A 14,725-nucleotide genomic window follows, 5' to 3' on the forward strand; every position below is an offset into this window, starting at 1 on the left:
CGGGCCGGGGCTGTAACCGCTAGCGGGAGACGGCCTCGACCGTGCGCAGCGAGGCGCGGGCCGCGTTGGCGACGGCGTCCGCGGTGATGCCGAACTCCTGGTAGAGCACCTTGTAGTCGGCGGAGGCGCCGAAGTGCTCCAGGCTGATGATCCGGCCGGCGTCGCCGACCAGCTCGCGCCAGCCCTGGGCGATGCCCGCCTCGACCGAGACCCGGGCCCGGACGTTCGGCGGCAGCACGCTGTCGCGGTACGCCTGGTCCTGCTCGTTGAACCACTCCACCGACGGCATCGACACCACGCGGGTCGGGGTGCCCTCGGCCTGCAGCGCCTCGCGGGCCTGCATCGCCAGCTGCACCTCGGAGCCGGTGCCGAGCAGGATCACCTTGGGCTCGCCGCCCTCGGCCTCGGCCAGCACGTAGCCGCCCTTGGCCGCGCCCTCGGCGGAGCCGAACACCTCGCGGTCGAAGGTCGGCACGCCCTGCCGGGTCAGCACCAGGCCGACCGGGCCGGGGTGGCTGGTCTGCCGCTCCAGGACGGTGCGCCACACCACGGCGGTCTCGTTGGCGTCCGCCGGGCGGACCACCGCGAGGCCCGGGATGGCCCGCAGCGCGGCCAGGTGCTCGACCGGCTGGTGGGTCGGGCCGTCCTCGCCGAGGCCGATCGAGTCGTGCGTCCAGACGTAGACCACCGGCAGCTTCATCAGCGCGGCGAGCCGGACCGCGGGGCGCATGTAGTCGGAGAACACCAGGAAGGTGCCGCCGTAGATGCGGGTGCGGCCGTGCAGCGAGATGCCGTTCATCACGGAGCCCATGGCGTGCTCGCGGATGCCGTAGTGGACGGTGCGGCCGTACGGCGAGGCGCTCTTGAGCGAGTTGCCCTCCGGAAGGAAGGAGGACTCCTCGTCGATGGTGGTCAGGTTCGACTCGGCGAGGTCCGCGGAGCCGCCCCACAGTTCGGGGATCAGCTTGCCGACGGCCTTCAGGGTGTCGCCGGAGGCCTTGCGGGTGGCGACGTCCTTGCCGGCCGGGAAGACCGGCAGGGCCTTCTCCCAGCCGTCGGGCAGCTCGCCGATCTGGATCCGGTCGAACTCGGCGGCGCGCTGCGGGTTGGCGGCGCGCCACTCGCGCAGCTGCTCCTCCCAGGCGGTGCGGGCGGCCTGGCCGCGCTGCACGACCTCGCGGGCGTGCGCGACGACCTGGTCGGTCACCTCGAAGGTCTTCTGCGGGTCGAAGCCCAGCACCTTCTTGGTGGCGGCGATCTCGGCGTCGCCGAGGGCCGAGCCGTGCGCCTTGGCGGTGTCCTGGGCGTTCGGCGCGGGCCAGGCGATGATGGTGCGCATCGCGATGATCGACGGCTTGCCGGTCTCCGCCTTGGCGGCCTCCAGCGCGGCGGCCAGCGCGACCACGTCGATGTCGCCGTCCGACTTCGGGACGACCCGCTGGACGTGCCAGCCGTACGCCTCGTAGCGGGCCAGCACGTCCTCGGAGAACGCGGTGGCGGTGTCGCCCTCGATGGAGATGTGGTTGTCGTCGTACAGCGCGACCAGGTTGCCCAGCTTCTGGTGGCCGGCCAGCGAGGACGCCTCGGCGGAGATGCCCTCCTGGAGGTCGCCGTCGGAGACGATCGCCCAGATGGTGTGGTCGAACGGCGAGGTGCCGGCCGGCGCGTCCGGGTCGAACAGGCCGCGCTCGTAGCGGGCGGCCATCGCCATGCCGACCGCGTTGCCGATGCCCTGGCCCAGCGGGCCGGTGGTGGTCTCGACGCCGGCCGTGTGGCCGTGCTCGGGGTGGCCCGGGGTGCGGCTGCCCGCGACCCGGAAGGCCTTCAGGTCGTCCAGCGACAGTCCGTAACCGGACAGGAACAGCTGGGTGTACAGCGTGAGGGAGGTGTGCCCCGGCGAGAGCACGAAGCGGTCGCGGCCGACCCAGGTCGGGTCGGTCGGGTCGTGGCGCAGGAAGCGCTGGAAGATGAGGTAGGCCGCGGGGGCCAGCGACATGGCGGTGCCGGGGTGCCCGTTCCCCACCTTCTGCACGGCGTCCATGGCCAGGACCCGGGCCGTGTCAACGGCCCGCTGGTCCAGCTCGCTCCACTCGAATACGTTCGGCGTCGTGCTCACCCTGACTCAGGGCTCCTTCCGGATTTTTGTAGAAGTGTCACCCCGTGAAGGGGACCGGTCGGCCACGCCGCTGTGGCTGGTGCCGATCACGGAGGGTTGATCCCGCTTCTCTGTGCGAGCCTACCGTTTGCGGGGCACCTCACCCTGCGTGCCGGGCAACCAGGAACTGCGGCGTCGCATTCCCCTGTCGGGGCGTCAACTGCTCTGTCCTACATTCACCCGTCCGGGGAGGGTTTGCCCGTCCGAGGCGTAAGACGCGCATGCGCACGGCTCGCCGGGGGACCCCGGGGCGGATCGGGAGATATGGAGCGTCTATCGTTGCGTGGTACGCGCAGCGCGGACGGTGGGCACCCTGCGGGTTCTCCGGGCGCCTGTGGAAGTTCATCGACTGTTGAGGTGTCCGTGACCGCCGTCGAATCCCGCCCCGCCGGGGTGGTAGGGACGAGCACCGCGCGCCGGCCGTTCGGGGCCCGCATCGGGGCTTTCGTCGCCCTCACCAAACCCCGGATCATCGAGCTGCTGCTGATCTCCACGGTGCCGGTGATGTTCCTGGCCCAGGGCGGTGTGCCCAACCTGTGGCGGGTGCTCGCGGTGGTGGTCGGTGGATACCTGTCCGCCGGCGGCGCCAACGCGCTCAACATGTACATCGACCGCGACATCGACGCGGTGATGTCCCGCACCGAGCGGCGCCCGATCGTCACCGGCATGGTCTCGCCGCGCGAGGCGCTGGTCTTCGGCATCTCGCTGGCCGTGATCTCCACCGTCTGGCTCGGCCTCCTGGTCAACTGGCTGTCCTCGGCGCTGGCCGGCAGCGCGCTGCTGTTCTACGTGTTCGTCTACACGCTGGGCCTCAAGCGCCGCACCGCGCAGAACATCGTCTGGGGCGGCATCGCCGGCTGCATGCCGGTGTTCGTCGGCTGGGCGTCCGTCACCAACTCGCTGTCCTGGTCGGCGCTGCTGCTGTTCCTGGTGGTCTTCTTCTGGACGCCGCCGCACACCTGGGTGCTGTCGATGAAGGTCCGCGACGACTACGCCCGGGCCGGCGTGCCGATGCTGCCGGTGATCCGCGGCAACATCGGCGTCGCCAAGCAGGTCGTCATCTACTCCTGGGTGATGGTGGCGACCTCGATGCTGCTGTGGCCGGTCGCGCACACCAGCTGGCTGTACCCGATCACCGCCGGCGTGCTCGGCGTGCTGTGGATGAAGGAGGCGTACGCGCTCCAGTCGCGCGCCAAGGCCGGCATCGTGGGCGCCAAGCTCAAGGAGATGCGGCTGTTCCACTGGTCGATCACGTACCTGACGCTGCTGTTCCTGGAAGTCGCGATCGACCCGTTCGTGGGCTGACACCCCCCGTTTCCCGAACCCCTCGGCCTCAGCGCGGCGCAAGCCCGCTGGGGCCGACGTGGTTCTCCAGCCACTCGTGCAGCGGGGCCGCCGCGTGCAGGAAACCGGTGACCCGGCCGTACGCCTTCGCGGTGCCCAGCCAGGGCGCGGGCTCCCACCGCTGCCAGGCGATCAGGCCCTTGTGGCGCAGCAGCTCGATCCGCGGGTGGTCCCTCGGGTAGCCGCGCGGCGCGGTCTTCAGACTGTCCCGGCCGACCACCTCCGGCCCGGCCGCGCGCACCGCCGCCACCACCCGCTCCAGCTCGGCGCCCGGCAGGTCCTCGGCGACCGCGGTGCGGTAGGCCGCCAGCTGGTCGGTGGCCAGGTGGTAGTAGCCGAGCCCGCAGGCCAGGCCCTCGGCGGACAGCTGCACGTACCCGCCGGACTCCAGCACCGCGCCGATGTGCGTCTTGTACGGGGACTTGTCGGCCGAGAACCGGACGTCCCGGTTCGGCCGGAAGATCTTCCCCGGACCGAACTCGGGCTCCAGCCGGGCCAGCAGCGCCTCCATCGGGGCGCGCACCTGTTCCTCGTACTGGGTGCGGTGCTCCGTCCAGAAGGTCCTGGAGTTGTCGGCCTCCAGGTGCTCGTAGAACTCCAGGGCCTCGGCCGGCCAGCCACGGAAATCGTTCACGGGGCCAGTATTCACGCCGCGGCGGCGCGGGCCGCCGGCTTTGCGCGCGCATGGGGTGACGTTTCGTCAGCGGAAACAGTTCTCCAGTAGGGTCGGCCACCGTTTGCGATCCTGTCGTCGCCTTTCGGGGGAAAGAAAGAATGCCGCTCCAGTCCATCGTCCTGTCCGGACACCTGTTCCTGGCCCGCGAACCGGCCGAGCTCGCCGGGCTGATCGGGGCCTTCGCCGACCCGCCCACCCGGATACTGCTCGGCGCGGACGGGCTCACCACCACCCTGCTGTCGGCCTGGACCCGCGGGCCGGTGCGGGTCGGGCACGCCGACCACCGGCGGGTGACGGCCGCCGAGGCGCCCGCCGGGGCGGCCGCGCTGCTGCTGGCCGGCGACGACGAGGAGCTGATCGTCCGGCGCTCGGTGCTCACCGGCGGTGACGGCGGCGAGCTGTCGCGCAACGTGGTGGTCGCCCGGCCGGTACTGTCCGCCACCGCCGAGCAGTGCCTGACCGACACCGCCGCGCCGATCGGCGCCGCCCTGCAGGCCACCGGCACCGGCTACCGGCGCACCGTGCTGGACGCCGGTGTGCGCGACTGGGACGGGGCGGACGCCGCGTACAAGACCTACCTGATGTGGCACGGGCCGAAGCCGCTGGCCGCCGTCACCGAAACGTTCAACCCCGCGCTGGTGCCCGCCGTGGCCGGGGCCGACCTGCTCGCCGTCGGAGGCCGTCGATGACCCGCCGAACCACCACCGTCGCGATCGTCGGCGCCGGGCCCGCCGGGCTGGTGCTCGCCCACGTGCTGCACCGGGCCGGGATCACCGTCACCGTCCACGAGCGGCTCTCCCGGGCCGCCGTCGAGAGCGCCGCCCGGGCCGGGGTGCTGGAGCACCGGGTGGTGGAGTACCTGCGCGCGCTGGGCCTCACCGACCGGCTGACCGCCGAGGGCGAGCGGCACGGACGGTGCGAGATCACCTGCCTCGGCGAGAACGTGCTGGTCGACTACGGCACGCTGTCCGGCGGCATCCGGCACTGGGTGTACCCGCAGCAGCTGCTGCTGCGCGACCTGATCGCCGCGTACCTGGCGGACGGCGGCAGCATCGCCTTCGAGCGGCCGGTGGACTCCGTCACGGTCGGCGCCGACGGCCGCCCCGAGCTGAACACCGCCGACGGCCCGCTCACCGCCGAGTACGTGATCGGCTGCGACGGCGCGCACAGCGTGGTCGCCGCCGCCTTCCCCGACGGCGCCGACGGGCCCGGGCGGCGCTACCCGTACGACTGGCTGACGGTGCTGGCCCGGATCTCCCGGCCGGTCGAGCAGATCCGCTACGCGGTGCACGCCGACGGGTTCGCCGGGATGATGCCGCGCACCGCCGACGTCGGACGGTTCTACCTGGAGGTGCCCGCCGGGGAGGACCCGGCCGGCTGGGGCGAACGGCGGATCCGCGCCGAACTCGAACGGCGGCTGGAGCTCGACGGCGAGGACCCCGCGCTCGGCGCGCTGCTGGAGACCGGCATGCTGCGGATGCGCGGCAAGGTCGCCCGCCGGATGCGGGCCGGGCGGCTGCTGCTGGCCGGGGACGCCGCGCACACCGTCACCCCGTCCGGGGCCAAGGGCCTCAACTCGGCGGTCGCCGACGCCGCCGACCTGGCGGCCGCGCTGATCGCCGAGCTGCGCGACGGCGACGGCACCGGGCTGGACGGCACCGGGCTGGACGGCACCGGGTTGGACGGCTACGAGCGGCGACGGCTGGACGCCGCCTGGCGGACCCAGGAGTTCTCCGAGCAGCTGCTCGACCTGCTGCACCTGCCGGCCGGCCTGCCGCCCGGGCAGCGCGAGTTCGCGCTGCGGCTGCGGCTGGAGCGGATCCGCCGGATCGCCGCCCCCGGGCCGGAGGGCGCCGCCTTCGCGCTGGCCTACGCCGGGGCCGGTGAGCTGCGGCTGCCCGCCATGTGGCCGTCGGCACAGGGCGGTGCCGTCGCCAGCGGCGCTACCGGTCGGTAGCATGCGGGCATGACCAGCGCAGAGACCGCCACCACCGCCGCGCCGGACGCCCGCGTCGAGCGTCGCGCCAAGCGCATTGCCAAGCACCTGAGCAGCTTCGCCAAGCAGCACGGCGGCCACGCGGACGGTGTCGTCGAGTACGTCGGCCGCACCGCCACCCGGATCGTCGTGGTCGGCGCCGACGGCACCTGGGGCGACCAGGTCGCGCCGACCTACGCGATCGGCCGCCGGGCCGCCGAGCTCGCCGGGCTCACCCTGCACGACGACTTCGAGGGCGAGCTGGGCCTGAAGGTGAAGACCAGCTCGTACGAGTGGAAGCGCATGGCGGGCATCCAGATCTAGTCCGCCCCGGCGGACGGAAAAGGAGCGCGGACAGCTGTCCGCGCTCCTTTTCTGCGTTCGGGGTGTCGCTCAGGCGACCAGCTCGGTCGACGGGGCGGTGGCCTGGGCCGGGATCTCGGCGCGGGTGCGCAGGGCGAGCGGGATGCGGACGGCGGCGCCGAGGATCAGGGCCGAGCCCAGCATGTGCACGCCGACCATGATCTCCGGGGCGTCGGTGAAGTACTGGACGAAGCCCAGCACGCCCTGGATCATCAGCAGGCCGAACAGCTCGCGGACCCGGGCCCGGGCGGCCGGCGGGGCCTTCACGGCGGCGAACACCAGCAGCGCCGCCAGCGTCAGGCCGACCGAGAGGAACACCAGGTCGGCGTGGGCCTGGACGAGCCGGTCGTAGTCGATCGGGATGCGGTACACCGGCTTGCCGTCCTTGGACGAGGCTCCCGGGTGGTGGCCCGCGCCGGTGACCGCCGTACCGGCCACCACCAGCAGGCTGATCGTCAGCACCAGCACCTGGGCGAGGCGCTGGATCGGCTCCGCGACCAGGGCCCGCGGCGCGCCGTCACCCTCCCGGGTGCGCTCCCACTGCACCACCGCGACCCAGACCAGGGCCAGCGCGGCGACCATGTGCGCCGCCACGATGTACGGGTTCAGGCCGGTCAGGACGGTGATGCCGCCCATCACCGCGTTGCTCATCACCAGCCAGAACTGGGCCCAGCCGAGCTTGGTCAGCGAGCGCCGCCACGGCTTGGCGCAGCGGGCCGCCAGGATCGCCCAGCCGACGGCCGCGCACAGCACGTAGGTGAGCATCCGGTTGGTGAACTCGATGACGCCGTTGATGCCCATCTCGGGCGTCGGCGTCAGGCTCTCGGCGGTGCAGCGCGGCCAGGTGGTGCAGCCGAGACCGGAGGCGGTCAGCCGGACGGCGCCGCCGGTGACCACGATCACCACGCTCATCACCAGGGCGGCCATGGCCGCCCGGCGGACGTGCTGCGCGCTCGGGTGCCAGCGCTCGGCGAGGAGGGAGAACGGGTTGGTCACCGGACCATCGTAGGCGGGCTTACACGGTGGTCCGGCGGCGCGGGTGCGGCAGCGGGCCTCGCGAGGGGCGCGCGGACAAAACGGACGGATCGAGCGTGTCGGTGCGTTGGTCTTGACCTACTGGTGAGTGGCCGAAAGGGTGCGACTTGGTCCAGACCTTTCACAGGTTGGGCTCATCTCCCCCTGCCCTTCTCCACCCGTGGAGTCCTGCACATGCGCAAGTCCATATCCGCCGCCGCCGTGGCGCTCGGCGGCTCGCTCGCCCTCGCGGCCCTGGTCGCGCCCACCCCAGCGACCGCCTCCCCCGGCGAGGGCAACTGCTTCAGCCTCGGCGTCGCCGGCAAGTACGGCGAGTTCATCGAGGGTGACGACACCCACAGTCCCGACGCCGAAGGCGCCGTCGCGATCGGTGGGAACGCCGATTTCAGCCAGGCCGGTTTCTCGGTGGGGCAGGAGCTCACCGCCGATGAGGTCAAGGCCCTGCCCGGCGGTTACTCCCTGGTGGTCGGCGGCGACATCAAGGGACCCGTTCACGTGCAGAAGGGCAAGGGCGTCTACGCCGGGCGGAACCTCGGTGGAGCGATGGACGGTGTGACCAAGGGGACGTCGCCGATCGACTTCGCGGCCGAGTTCGCCAAGCTGCGGGCCGTGTCCGCCGAGCTGGCGAAGACCGCGGGTGCGGCCCCGGTGGCGGACGGCCGCACCCTGACCTTCACCGGCACCGACGCCAAGGCCAACTTCTTCACGGTGACCGCGGACACCCTGCAGAAGGCGGGCGAGATCCAGCTGAAGGTCCCGGCCGGCTTGTCCACCGTGATCACCGTCACCGGCGGCGGCTACGACCAGACCAAGGCGCCCACCAGCGGGTTCCTGATCTGGGACAACGCCAAGAAGGGCTACCTGCTGGACGACAAGCTGCAGTCCGCGGACGGCGGCGCCGAGCGGGCCAGGCTGCTGTGGAACTTCCCCACCACCACGAAGATCACCAAGCACAGCGGCAACGCCTGGCCGGGCAGCATCCTGGCGCCGAACGCGGCGTTCGACCTGGGCAGGGGCGGTCCGGTGAACGGCTCGGTGTGGGCGAAGTCGCTCACCGGCAGCGGCGGGGCCGAGACCCACCACTACCCGTTCGAGGGCTGCCTGCCGGGGACCACCGTGGCGCCGGTCTCGCCGTCCGGGGCCCCGTCCGCGTCGCCCTCGCCGTCCGCGAGCAGCGGCGGGTCGGAGAGCCCGTCGCCGTCGGGCAGCGCCTCGACGCCGGGCGGCAGCGAGTCGCCGAGCCCGAGCGGCTCGGGCGGCGCTTCGGTGAGCCCGTCCGCGAGCCACTCCGCCCAGGCGGGCGGTGGCAGCGGCGGTGGCGGGCTGGCGTTCACCGGGTCGGAGGGCCTGCTGGCGCTGACCGTGGGCGGCGCGGCGGTGCTCGGCGTGGGCGGCGGGATCATCTACGCGGCACGCCGCAAGAAGGCCGGCGCCGCTTCCTGAGCCCGGACGTGGCCCCCGAGGGCAGCGGGGGCTACTCCCAGCGGAAGAAGCGGGCGGCCGCAGCCAGGCCGAGCACCGACCAGACGCCCAGGATGCCGAGGTCGGACCAGGGCATGCCGTGGCCGAGCTGGAGCACCGAGCGCAGGCCGTCGGAGAGCGCCGAGATCGGCAGCAGCTCCAGCACCGGGCGCACCGCGTCCGGGAACTTGGCGAGCGGCACCACCACGCCGCCGGCCAGCAGCAGCAGGATGAACACCAGGTTGGCGCCGGCCAGGGTGGCCTCCGCGCGCAGCGTGCCCGCCATCAGCAGGCCTAGGCCGGAGAACGCGGCGGTGCCGAGCACCAGCAGGAGCAGGACCGCCAGCGGGTTGCCGTGCGGCGACCAGCCGAGGGCCAGCGCGATGCCGGAGAGCAGCAGCACCTGGAGCAGTTCGGTGACCAGCACGCAGCCGGTCTTCGCGGTGAGCAGCGCCCAGCGGGGCAGCGGTGTCGCGCCGAGCCGCTTGAGGACGCCGTAGCGGCGCTCGAAGCCGGTGGCGATGGCCTGGCCGGTGAAGGCGGTGGACATCACGGCGAGCGCCAGCAGGCCGGGGGCGAGGAAGTCGACGCGCTTGCCGGGGCCGTCCACGGCGACCACGTCGACGGCGGAGAACAGCACCAGCAGCACGGTGGGGATGACCACGGTGAGCAGCAGCTGCTCGCCGTTGCGCAGCAGCATCCTGGTCTCCAGGGCGGTCTGCGCGAGCAGCATCCGGCCGACCGGCGCGGCGCCCGGGCGGGGGGTGAGGTCGGTGGCGGTCATCGCAGGTCCCGTCCGGTCAGGTCGAGGAAGACGTCTTCGAGGCTGCGGCGCTGTACCGCGAGCTTGTCGGGCATCACCCCGGCCTCGGCGCACCAGCCGGTGACGGCGGCGAGCAGGGCGGCGTCCAGGGCGGCCTCGACGCGGTAGGAGCCGCGGGAGGGCTCGGCGACCAGAGCGGTGTCGGGGAGGACCTTGCGCAGGCCGGCCAGGTCCAGCCCGGGCGGTCCGTCGAAGCGCAGCTGGGCGTCGGGGCCGCGCAGCTCGTCGGGGGAGCCCTGGGCGATGACCTTGCCGCGGTCGACGACGGCGACGTCGTCGGCGAGCTGTTCGGCCTCGTCCATCTGGTGGGTGGTGAGGACGACGGTGACGCCGGCGGTGCGCAGTTCGGTGACCAAGTCCCAGGTGGCGCGGCGGGCCTGCGGGTCGAGGCCGGCGGTGGGCTCGTCCAGGAAGACCAGTTCGGGGCGGCCGACCACGGCCATGGCGAGGGCCAGGCGCTGCTGCTGGCCGCCGGAGAGCCGGCGGTAGGTGGTGCGGCCGCAGGAGTCCAGGCCGAGGCGTTCGGCGAGCGGGCCGACGGGCAGCGGGTTCGCGTAGAGCTTCGCGGTGTGCTGGAGCATTTCGAGGGCGCGCGCACCGGCGTACACGCCGCCGGACTGGAGCATCACGCCGATCCGCGGCTTGAGCTGCCCGGCCTGCGCGACCGGGTCCAGGCCGAGGACCCGGACGGTGCCGGCGTCGGGGCGGCGGTAGCCCTCGCAGGTCTCGATGGTGGTGGTCTTGCCCGCGCCGTTGGGGCCGAGCACCGCGGTGACGGTTCCGCGCGCGATGGCCAGGTCGAGGCCGTCCACGGCGGTCTTGTCGCCGTACCGCTTGACCAGTCCGGTCACCTCGACGGCGGGGTCTGCATGCATACCGGCGAGTGTAGGAGCAGTTCACGACCCTCATCAGGTAAGGCATGCCTTCCGTGATGGAGGCCACCGGTGAGACCGGGGTCACGGCTTGTTTCCCGCGGAGGAATTAAGCAACAATCGTGTTGTGAAAAAGATTCGCGAGCGCGACGCTCAGCGGGAGCCCGAGGCTCCCGACTGTGCCGTGCCCGCGACTCCGGCGGAGGCGCTCGCCGCCGAGGGCCACCGGGCGACCCGGGACCGGGTCGCCCGTTCGATCCTCGACCACGGACCGTCCTCGGCCGCCGACCTGGCCGGCCGCCTCGGCCTGACCACCGCCGCGGTGCGCCGCCACCTGGACGGCCTGACCGCCGCCGGGCTGGTCGAGTCCCGCGAGCAGCGGGTCTACGGCAGCCGCGGCCGGGGCCGTCCGGCCAAGGTGTTCGCCCTGACCGACGGCGGGCGGGACGCCTTCTACCAGGCCTACGACCAGCTCGCCGCAGACGCGCTGCGCTGGATCTCGGAGGCCGCCGGTGGCGGCGAGGCGGGCGAGCAGGCGGTCGCCGCCTTCGCCCGGGCCCGGCTCGCCAAACAGGGCCGGAAGTACCAGGGCGAGGTCGAACAGGCCGACGCCCCGCAGCGGGCCCAGGCGCTCGCTCGGGCCTTGAGCGCCGACGGGTACGCTGCCACGGTGCGGCCCGTCCCGTCCGCCGCCTCGGTGCCTGCCGCCCCGGCCGGCGCCCAGCTGTGCCAGCACCACTGCCCGGTCGCGCACATCGCCGAGCAGTTCCCGCAGCTCTGCGAGGCGGAGACCGAGGTCTTCTCGCAGCTCCTGGGCACCCATGTGCAACGGCTGGCCACCATCGCCCACGGCGACGGGGTCTGCACCACGTATGTGCCGGCATCCGGTGCCGCACCGTCGTCCTCCGGGACGCCCGGTGCCGTGCCGACTGCCGGTACCTCCATCGAACGTCCGACGAAACCGGCTCCACCGCGCGGAGGAACCTCGCATGACTGACATCGCACACCCCGAGCTCGAAGGTCTCGGCACGTACGAGTACGGCTGGGCCGACTCGGACGCGGCCGGTGCCGCCGCCAAGCGTGGCCTGAGCGAGGACGTCGTCCGCGACATCTCGGCGAAGAAGAACGAGTCCGAGTGGATGCTCAACCTTCGCCTCAAGGGCCTGAAGCTGTTCGGCAAGAAGCCGATGCCGACCTGGGGCTCCGACCTGTCGGGCATCGACTTCGACAACATCAAGTACTTCGTGCGCTCGACCGAGAAGCAGGCCGAGTCCTGGGAGGACCTGCCCGCCGACATCAAGGCCACGTACGACAAGCTGGGCATCCCGGAGGCGGAGAAGCAGCGCCTGGTCGCCGGTGTCGCCGCCCAGTACGAGTCCGAGGTCGTCTACCACCAGATCCGTGAGGACCTGGAGGAGCAGGGCGTCATCTTCCTGGACACCGACACCGCGCTGCGCGAGCACCCGGAGCTGTTCAAGGAGTACTTCGGCACCGTCATCCCGGTGGGCGACAACAAGTTCGCCTCGCTGAACACCGCGGTGTGGTCCGGCGGATCGTTCATCTACGTGCCGAAGGGCGTGCACGTGGACATCCCGCTGCAGGCCTACTTCCGGATCAACACCGAGAACATGGGCCAGTTCGAGCGGACGCTGATCATCGTCGACGAGGACGCCTACGTCCACTACGTCGAGGGCTGCACCGCGCCGATCTACTCCTCGGACTCGCTGCACTCCGCGGTGGTCGAGATCATCGTCAAGAAGGGCGGCCGCTGCCGCTACACGACCATCCAGAACTGGTCGAACAACGTCTACAACCTGGTCACCAAGCGCGCCGTGGCGTACGAGGGCGCGACCATGGAGTGGGTCGACGGCAACATCGGCTCCAAGGTCACCATGAAGTACCCGGCCGTCTACCTGATGGGCGAGCACGCCAAGGGCGAGACGCTGTCGATCGCGTTCGCCGGCGAGGGCCAGCACCAGGACGCCGGCGCGAAGATGGTCCACATGGCGCCGAACACCTCGTCGCACATCGTCTCCAAGTCGGTGGCGCGCGGCGGCGGCCGGACCTCCTACCGCGGTCTGATCGAGATCGGCGAGGGCTCGCACGGCGCCAAGTCGAACGTGCTGTGCGACGCGCTGCTGGTCGACACCATCTCCCGCTCGGACACCTACCCGTACGTGGACGTCCGCGAGGACGACGTGTCGATGGGCCACGAGGCGACGGTCTCCAAGGTCTCCGAGGACCAGCTCTTCTACCTGATGAGCCGCGGCCTGACCGAGACCGAGGCGATGGCGATGATCGTCCGAGGCTTCGTCGAGCCGATCGCGCGCGAGCTGCCGATGGAATACGCGCTGGAGCTGAACCGGCTGATCGAGCTGCAGATGGAGGGCGCGGTCGGCTGACGCGCCGTCAGCCCCCGCCCGTCCGTCGACCATTTCCGAAAGAGAGCAACACGAACAGCCATGGCTGAGCAGAACACTCCCGGCTCCACCACCGCCGGTTCGATCGAGGTGGGCACCGCCGGCGCCGGCGCGCAGCTCGCCGGTCCGGGCACCGGCCGCGAGAGCGTCCGGCAGCCGATCGACGCCCGCGTCGCGGTCAAGCCGTCCTTCGACGTGAACGACTTCCCGGTGCCGACCGGCCGCGAGGAGGACTGGCGCTTCACGCCGATGCACCGCCTCGCCGGCCTGCACGACGGCACGGCCGTCGACGCGGTCCGCGGTGAGGACAAGATCGAGCTGGGCCTGCCGGAGGGTGTCACCTCCGAGCTGGTCGGCCGCGACGACGCCCGCGTCGGCAAGGCCGGCACCCCGGTGGACCGGATCGCCGCGCAGGCGTTCAGCGCCTTCGAGCAGGCCCTGGTGGTGACCGTCCCCAAGGAGACGGTGCTGACCGAGCCGGTCCGGATCGACGTGCACGGCGAGGGCGGGGTCCGCTTCGCCCACGTGGTGATCGAGGTCAAGCCGTTCGCCGAGGCCGTCGTGGTGCTGAACCACTCCGGCACCGGCACCCGCGCCGCCAACGTCGACCTGCTGGTCGGCGACGGCGCCAAGCTGACCTTCGTCTCCGTCCAGGACTGGGAGCGGGACGCGGTGCACGCCGCCCAGCACAACGCGCTGGTCGGCCGGGACGCCACCTTCAAGTCCGTGGTGGTCACCTTCGGCGGCGACGTGGTGCGCCTGCACCCGCGGGTCTCCTACGCGGGCCCCGGCGGCGAGGCCGAGCTGTTCGGCCTGTACTTCGCGGACGCTGGGCAGCACCTCGAGCACCGCCTGATCATCGACCACGACACCCCGCACTGCCGCTCCAACGTGGCCTACAAGGGCGCGCTGCAGGGCGAGGACGCGCACGCGGTGTGGATCGGCGACGTGCTGATCCGCGCGGCCGCGGTCGGCACCGACACCTACGAGCTCAACCGCAACCTGGTGCTCACCGACGGCGCCCGGGTCGACTCGGTCCCCAACCTGGAGATCGAGACCGGCGAGATCGTCGGCGCCGGCCACGCCTCCGCCACCGGCCGCTTCGACGACGAGCAGCTGTTCTACCTGCAGTCCCGCGGCATCCCGGCCGACGAGGCCCGCCGCCTGGTGGTGCGCGGCTTCTTCGCCGAGCTGGTCCAGCAGATCGGCGTCGCCGAGATCCAGGACCGCCTGATGGAGAAGATCGAGGCCGAGTTGGAAGAGACGGTCGCATGAGCGCCGGCTACCTGCGCGCCTGCGCGCTGAGCGTGCTGCAGGAGGACGTGCCCAAGAAGGTCGAGCTGAACGGCGTCCCGGTGGCGATCGTCCGCACCGACGAGGGCGTGTTCGCGATCAACGACATCTGCTCGCACGCCAACGTCTCGCTCTCCGAGGGCGAGGTCGAGGACTGCATGATCGAGTGCTGGCTGCACGGCTCCAGCTTCGACCTGCGCACCGGAAAGCCGTCCGGGCTGCCCGCGACCAGGCCGGTCGCCGTCTACCCCGTAAAGATCGAAGGGGACGATGTGCTCGTCTCCGTCAACCAGGAGAACTGAGTACCC

The 14,725-nt window shown here is 72.1% G+C and carries 14 protein-coding genes; 9 read left to right on the forward strand and 5 right to left on the reverse strand.

Annotated elements, in window-relative coordinates; translation table 11 throughout:
* Nucleotides 1–19: 19 nt before the first annotated feature.
* Nucleotides 20–2,116, reverse strand: coding sequence for a transketolase (gene tkt, locus ACFYST_RS16020; RefSeq protein ID WP_387646418.1), 2,097 nt, complete (start codon nucleotides 2,114–2,116; stop codon nucleotides 20–22).
* Nucleotides 2,117–2,518: 402 nt separating this feature from the next.
* On the opposite strand from tkt, the gene ACFYST_RS16025 reads away from it, so the two are divergent.
* Nucleotides 2,519–3,460 carry a heme o synthase gene (locus tag ACFYST_RS16025; protein ID WP_387862759.1) on the forward strand — a complete coding sequence of 314 codons (942 nt, stop codon included), beginning with the start codon at nucleotides 2,519–2,521 and terminating at the stop codon, nucleotides 3,458–3,460.
* 28 nt (nucleotides 3,461–3,488) lie between these two features.
* Here ACFYST_RS16025 and ACFYST_RS16030 read toward each other — a convergent pair whose 3' ends face one another.
* The gene (locus ACFYST_RS16030; RefSeq protein ID WP_387862762.1) at nucleotides 3,489–4,133 is read right to left on the reverse strand and encodes a DUF2461 domain-containing protein; all 645 of its coding nucleotides are present in this window, start codon (nucleotides 4,131–4,133) and stop codon (nucleotides 3,489–3,491) included.
* A gap of 140 nt (nucleotides 4,134–4,273) precedes the next feature.
* On the opposite strand from ACFYST_RS16030, the gene ACFYST_RS16035 reads away from it, so the two are divergent.
* Genes ACFYST_RS16035 through ACFYST_RS16045 form a run of 3 tightly spaced genes read left to right on the forward strand, consistent with a single transcriptional unit; the run spans nucleotide 4,274 to nucleotide 6,474 of the window.
* Nucleotides 4,274–4,864 carry a chorismate pyruvate-lyase family protein gene (locus ACFYST_RS16035; RefSeq protein WP_387862764.1) on the forward strand — a complete coding sequence of 197 codons (591 nt, stop codon included), beginning with the start codon at nucleotides 4,274–4,276 and terminating at the stop codon, nucleotides 4,862–4,864.
* Nucleotides 4,861–6,132, forward strand: a complete 1,272-nt coding sequence (locus ACFYST_RS16040; RefSeq protein WP_387862767.1) for an FAD-dependent monooxygenase — start codon at nucleotides 4,861–4,863, stop codon at nucleotides 6,130–6,132. Before ACFYST_RS16035 ends, ACFYST_RS16040 begins: the two co-directional genes overlap by 4 nt.
* A gap of 9 nt (nucleotides 6,133–6,141) precedes the next feature.
* Nucleotides 6,142–6,474 carry a hypothetical protein gene (locus ACFYST_RS16045; RefSeq protein WP_387646406.1) on the forward strand — a complete coding sequence of 111 codons (333 nt, stop codon included), beginning with the start codon at nucleotides 6,142–6,144 and terminating at the stop codon, nucleotides 6,472–6,474.
* A 69-nt stretch (nucleotides 6,475–6,543) separates the two neighbouring features.
* On the opposite strand, the gene ACFYST_RS16050 is transcribed toward ACFYST_RS16045, so the two are convergent.
* Nucleotides 6,544–7,509: a heme A synthase gene (locus tag ACFYST_RS16050; RefSeq protein WP_387646403.1), complete on the reverse strand. Its 966-nt coding sequence runs from the start codon at nucleotides 7,507–7,509 to the stop codon at nucleotides 6,544–6,546.
* Nucleotides 7,510–7,722: 213 nt separating this feature from the next.
* Between ACFYST_RS16050 and ACFYST_RS16055 the strand changes: the two genes are divergently transcribed.
* Entirely contained in the window at nucleotides 7,723–8,991 is a 1,269-nt protein-coding gene (locus ACFYST_RS16055; protein ID WP_387862769.1) for a choice-of-anchor A family protein, read from the forward strand.
* Nucleotides 8,992–9,022: 31 nt separating this feature from the next.
* Here ACFYST_RS16055 and ACFYST_RS16060 read toward each other — a convergent pair whose 3' ends face one another.
* Together ACFYST_RS16060 and ACFYST_RS16065 are read right to left on the reverse strand one after the other, a co-directional pair.
* Nucleotides 9,023–9,793: an ABC transporter permease gene (locus ACFYST_RS16060; RefSeq protein WP_387862772.1), complete on the reverse strand. Its 771-nt coding sequence runs from the start codon at nucleotides 9,791–9,793 to the stop codon at nucleotides 9,023–9,025.
* On the reverse strand, nucleotides 9,790–10,707 hold the full coding sequence (locus ACFYST_RS16065) for an ABC transporter ATP-binding protein (RefSeq protein ID WP_387862775.1): 918 nt from the start codon (nucleotides 10,705–10,707) through the stop codon (nucleotides 9,790–9,792). Before ACFYST_RS16065 ends, ACFYST_RS16060 begins: the two co-directional genes overlap by 4 nt.
* A gap of 124 nt (nucleotides 10,708–10,831) precedes the next feature.
* Between ACFYST_RS16065 and ACFYST_RS16070 the strand changes: the two genes are divergently transcribed.
* The 4 genes from ACFYST_RS16070 to ACFYST_RS16085 are packed head-to-tail and all read left to right on the forward strand — an operon-like array spanning nucleotide 10,832 to nucleotide 14,719.
* A complete protein-coding gene (locus ACFYST_RS16070) occupies nucleotides 10,832–11,701 on the forward strand; it encodes a helix-turn-helix transcriptional regulator (RefSeq protein WP_387862777.1) in 870 nt (289 codons plus the stop codon).
* Nucleotides 11,694–13,106 carry a Fe-S cluster assembly protein SufB gene (sufB, locus tag ACFYST_RS16075; RefSeq protein WP_363480938.1) on the forward strand — a complete coding sequence of 471 codons (1,413 nt, stop codon included), beginning with the start codon at nucleotides 11,694–11,696 and terminating at the stop codon, nucleotides 13,104–13,106. The genes ACFYST_RS16070 and sufB overlap by 8 nt, the downstream gene beginning before the upstream one ends.
* 60 nt (nucleotides 13,107–13,166) lie before the next feature.
* Complete coding sequence (gene sufD / locus ACFYST_RS16080; protein ID WP_387646392.1) at nucleotides 13,167–14,399, forward strand: Fe-S cluster assembly protein SufD; 1,233 nt, start codon at nucleotides 13,167–13,169, stop codon at nucleotides 14,397–14,399.
* Nucleotides 14,396–14,719 carry a non-heme iron oxygenase ferredoxin subunit gene (locus tag ACFYST_RS16085; protein WP_380365196.1) on the forward strand — a complete coding sequence of 108 codons (324 nt, stop codon included), beginning with the start codon at nucleotides 14,396–14,398 and terminating at the stop codon, nucleotides 14,717–14,719. Before sufD ends, ACFYST_RS16085 begins: the two co-directional genes overlap by 4 nt.
* Nucleotides 14,720–14,725 lie beyond the last annotated feature (6 nt).

This window comes from Kitasatospora sp. NPDC004614 (assembly GCF_042873675.1).
GTDB lineage: Bacteria > Actinomycetota > Actinomycetes > Streptomycetales > Streptomycetaceae > Kitasatospora.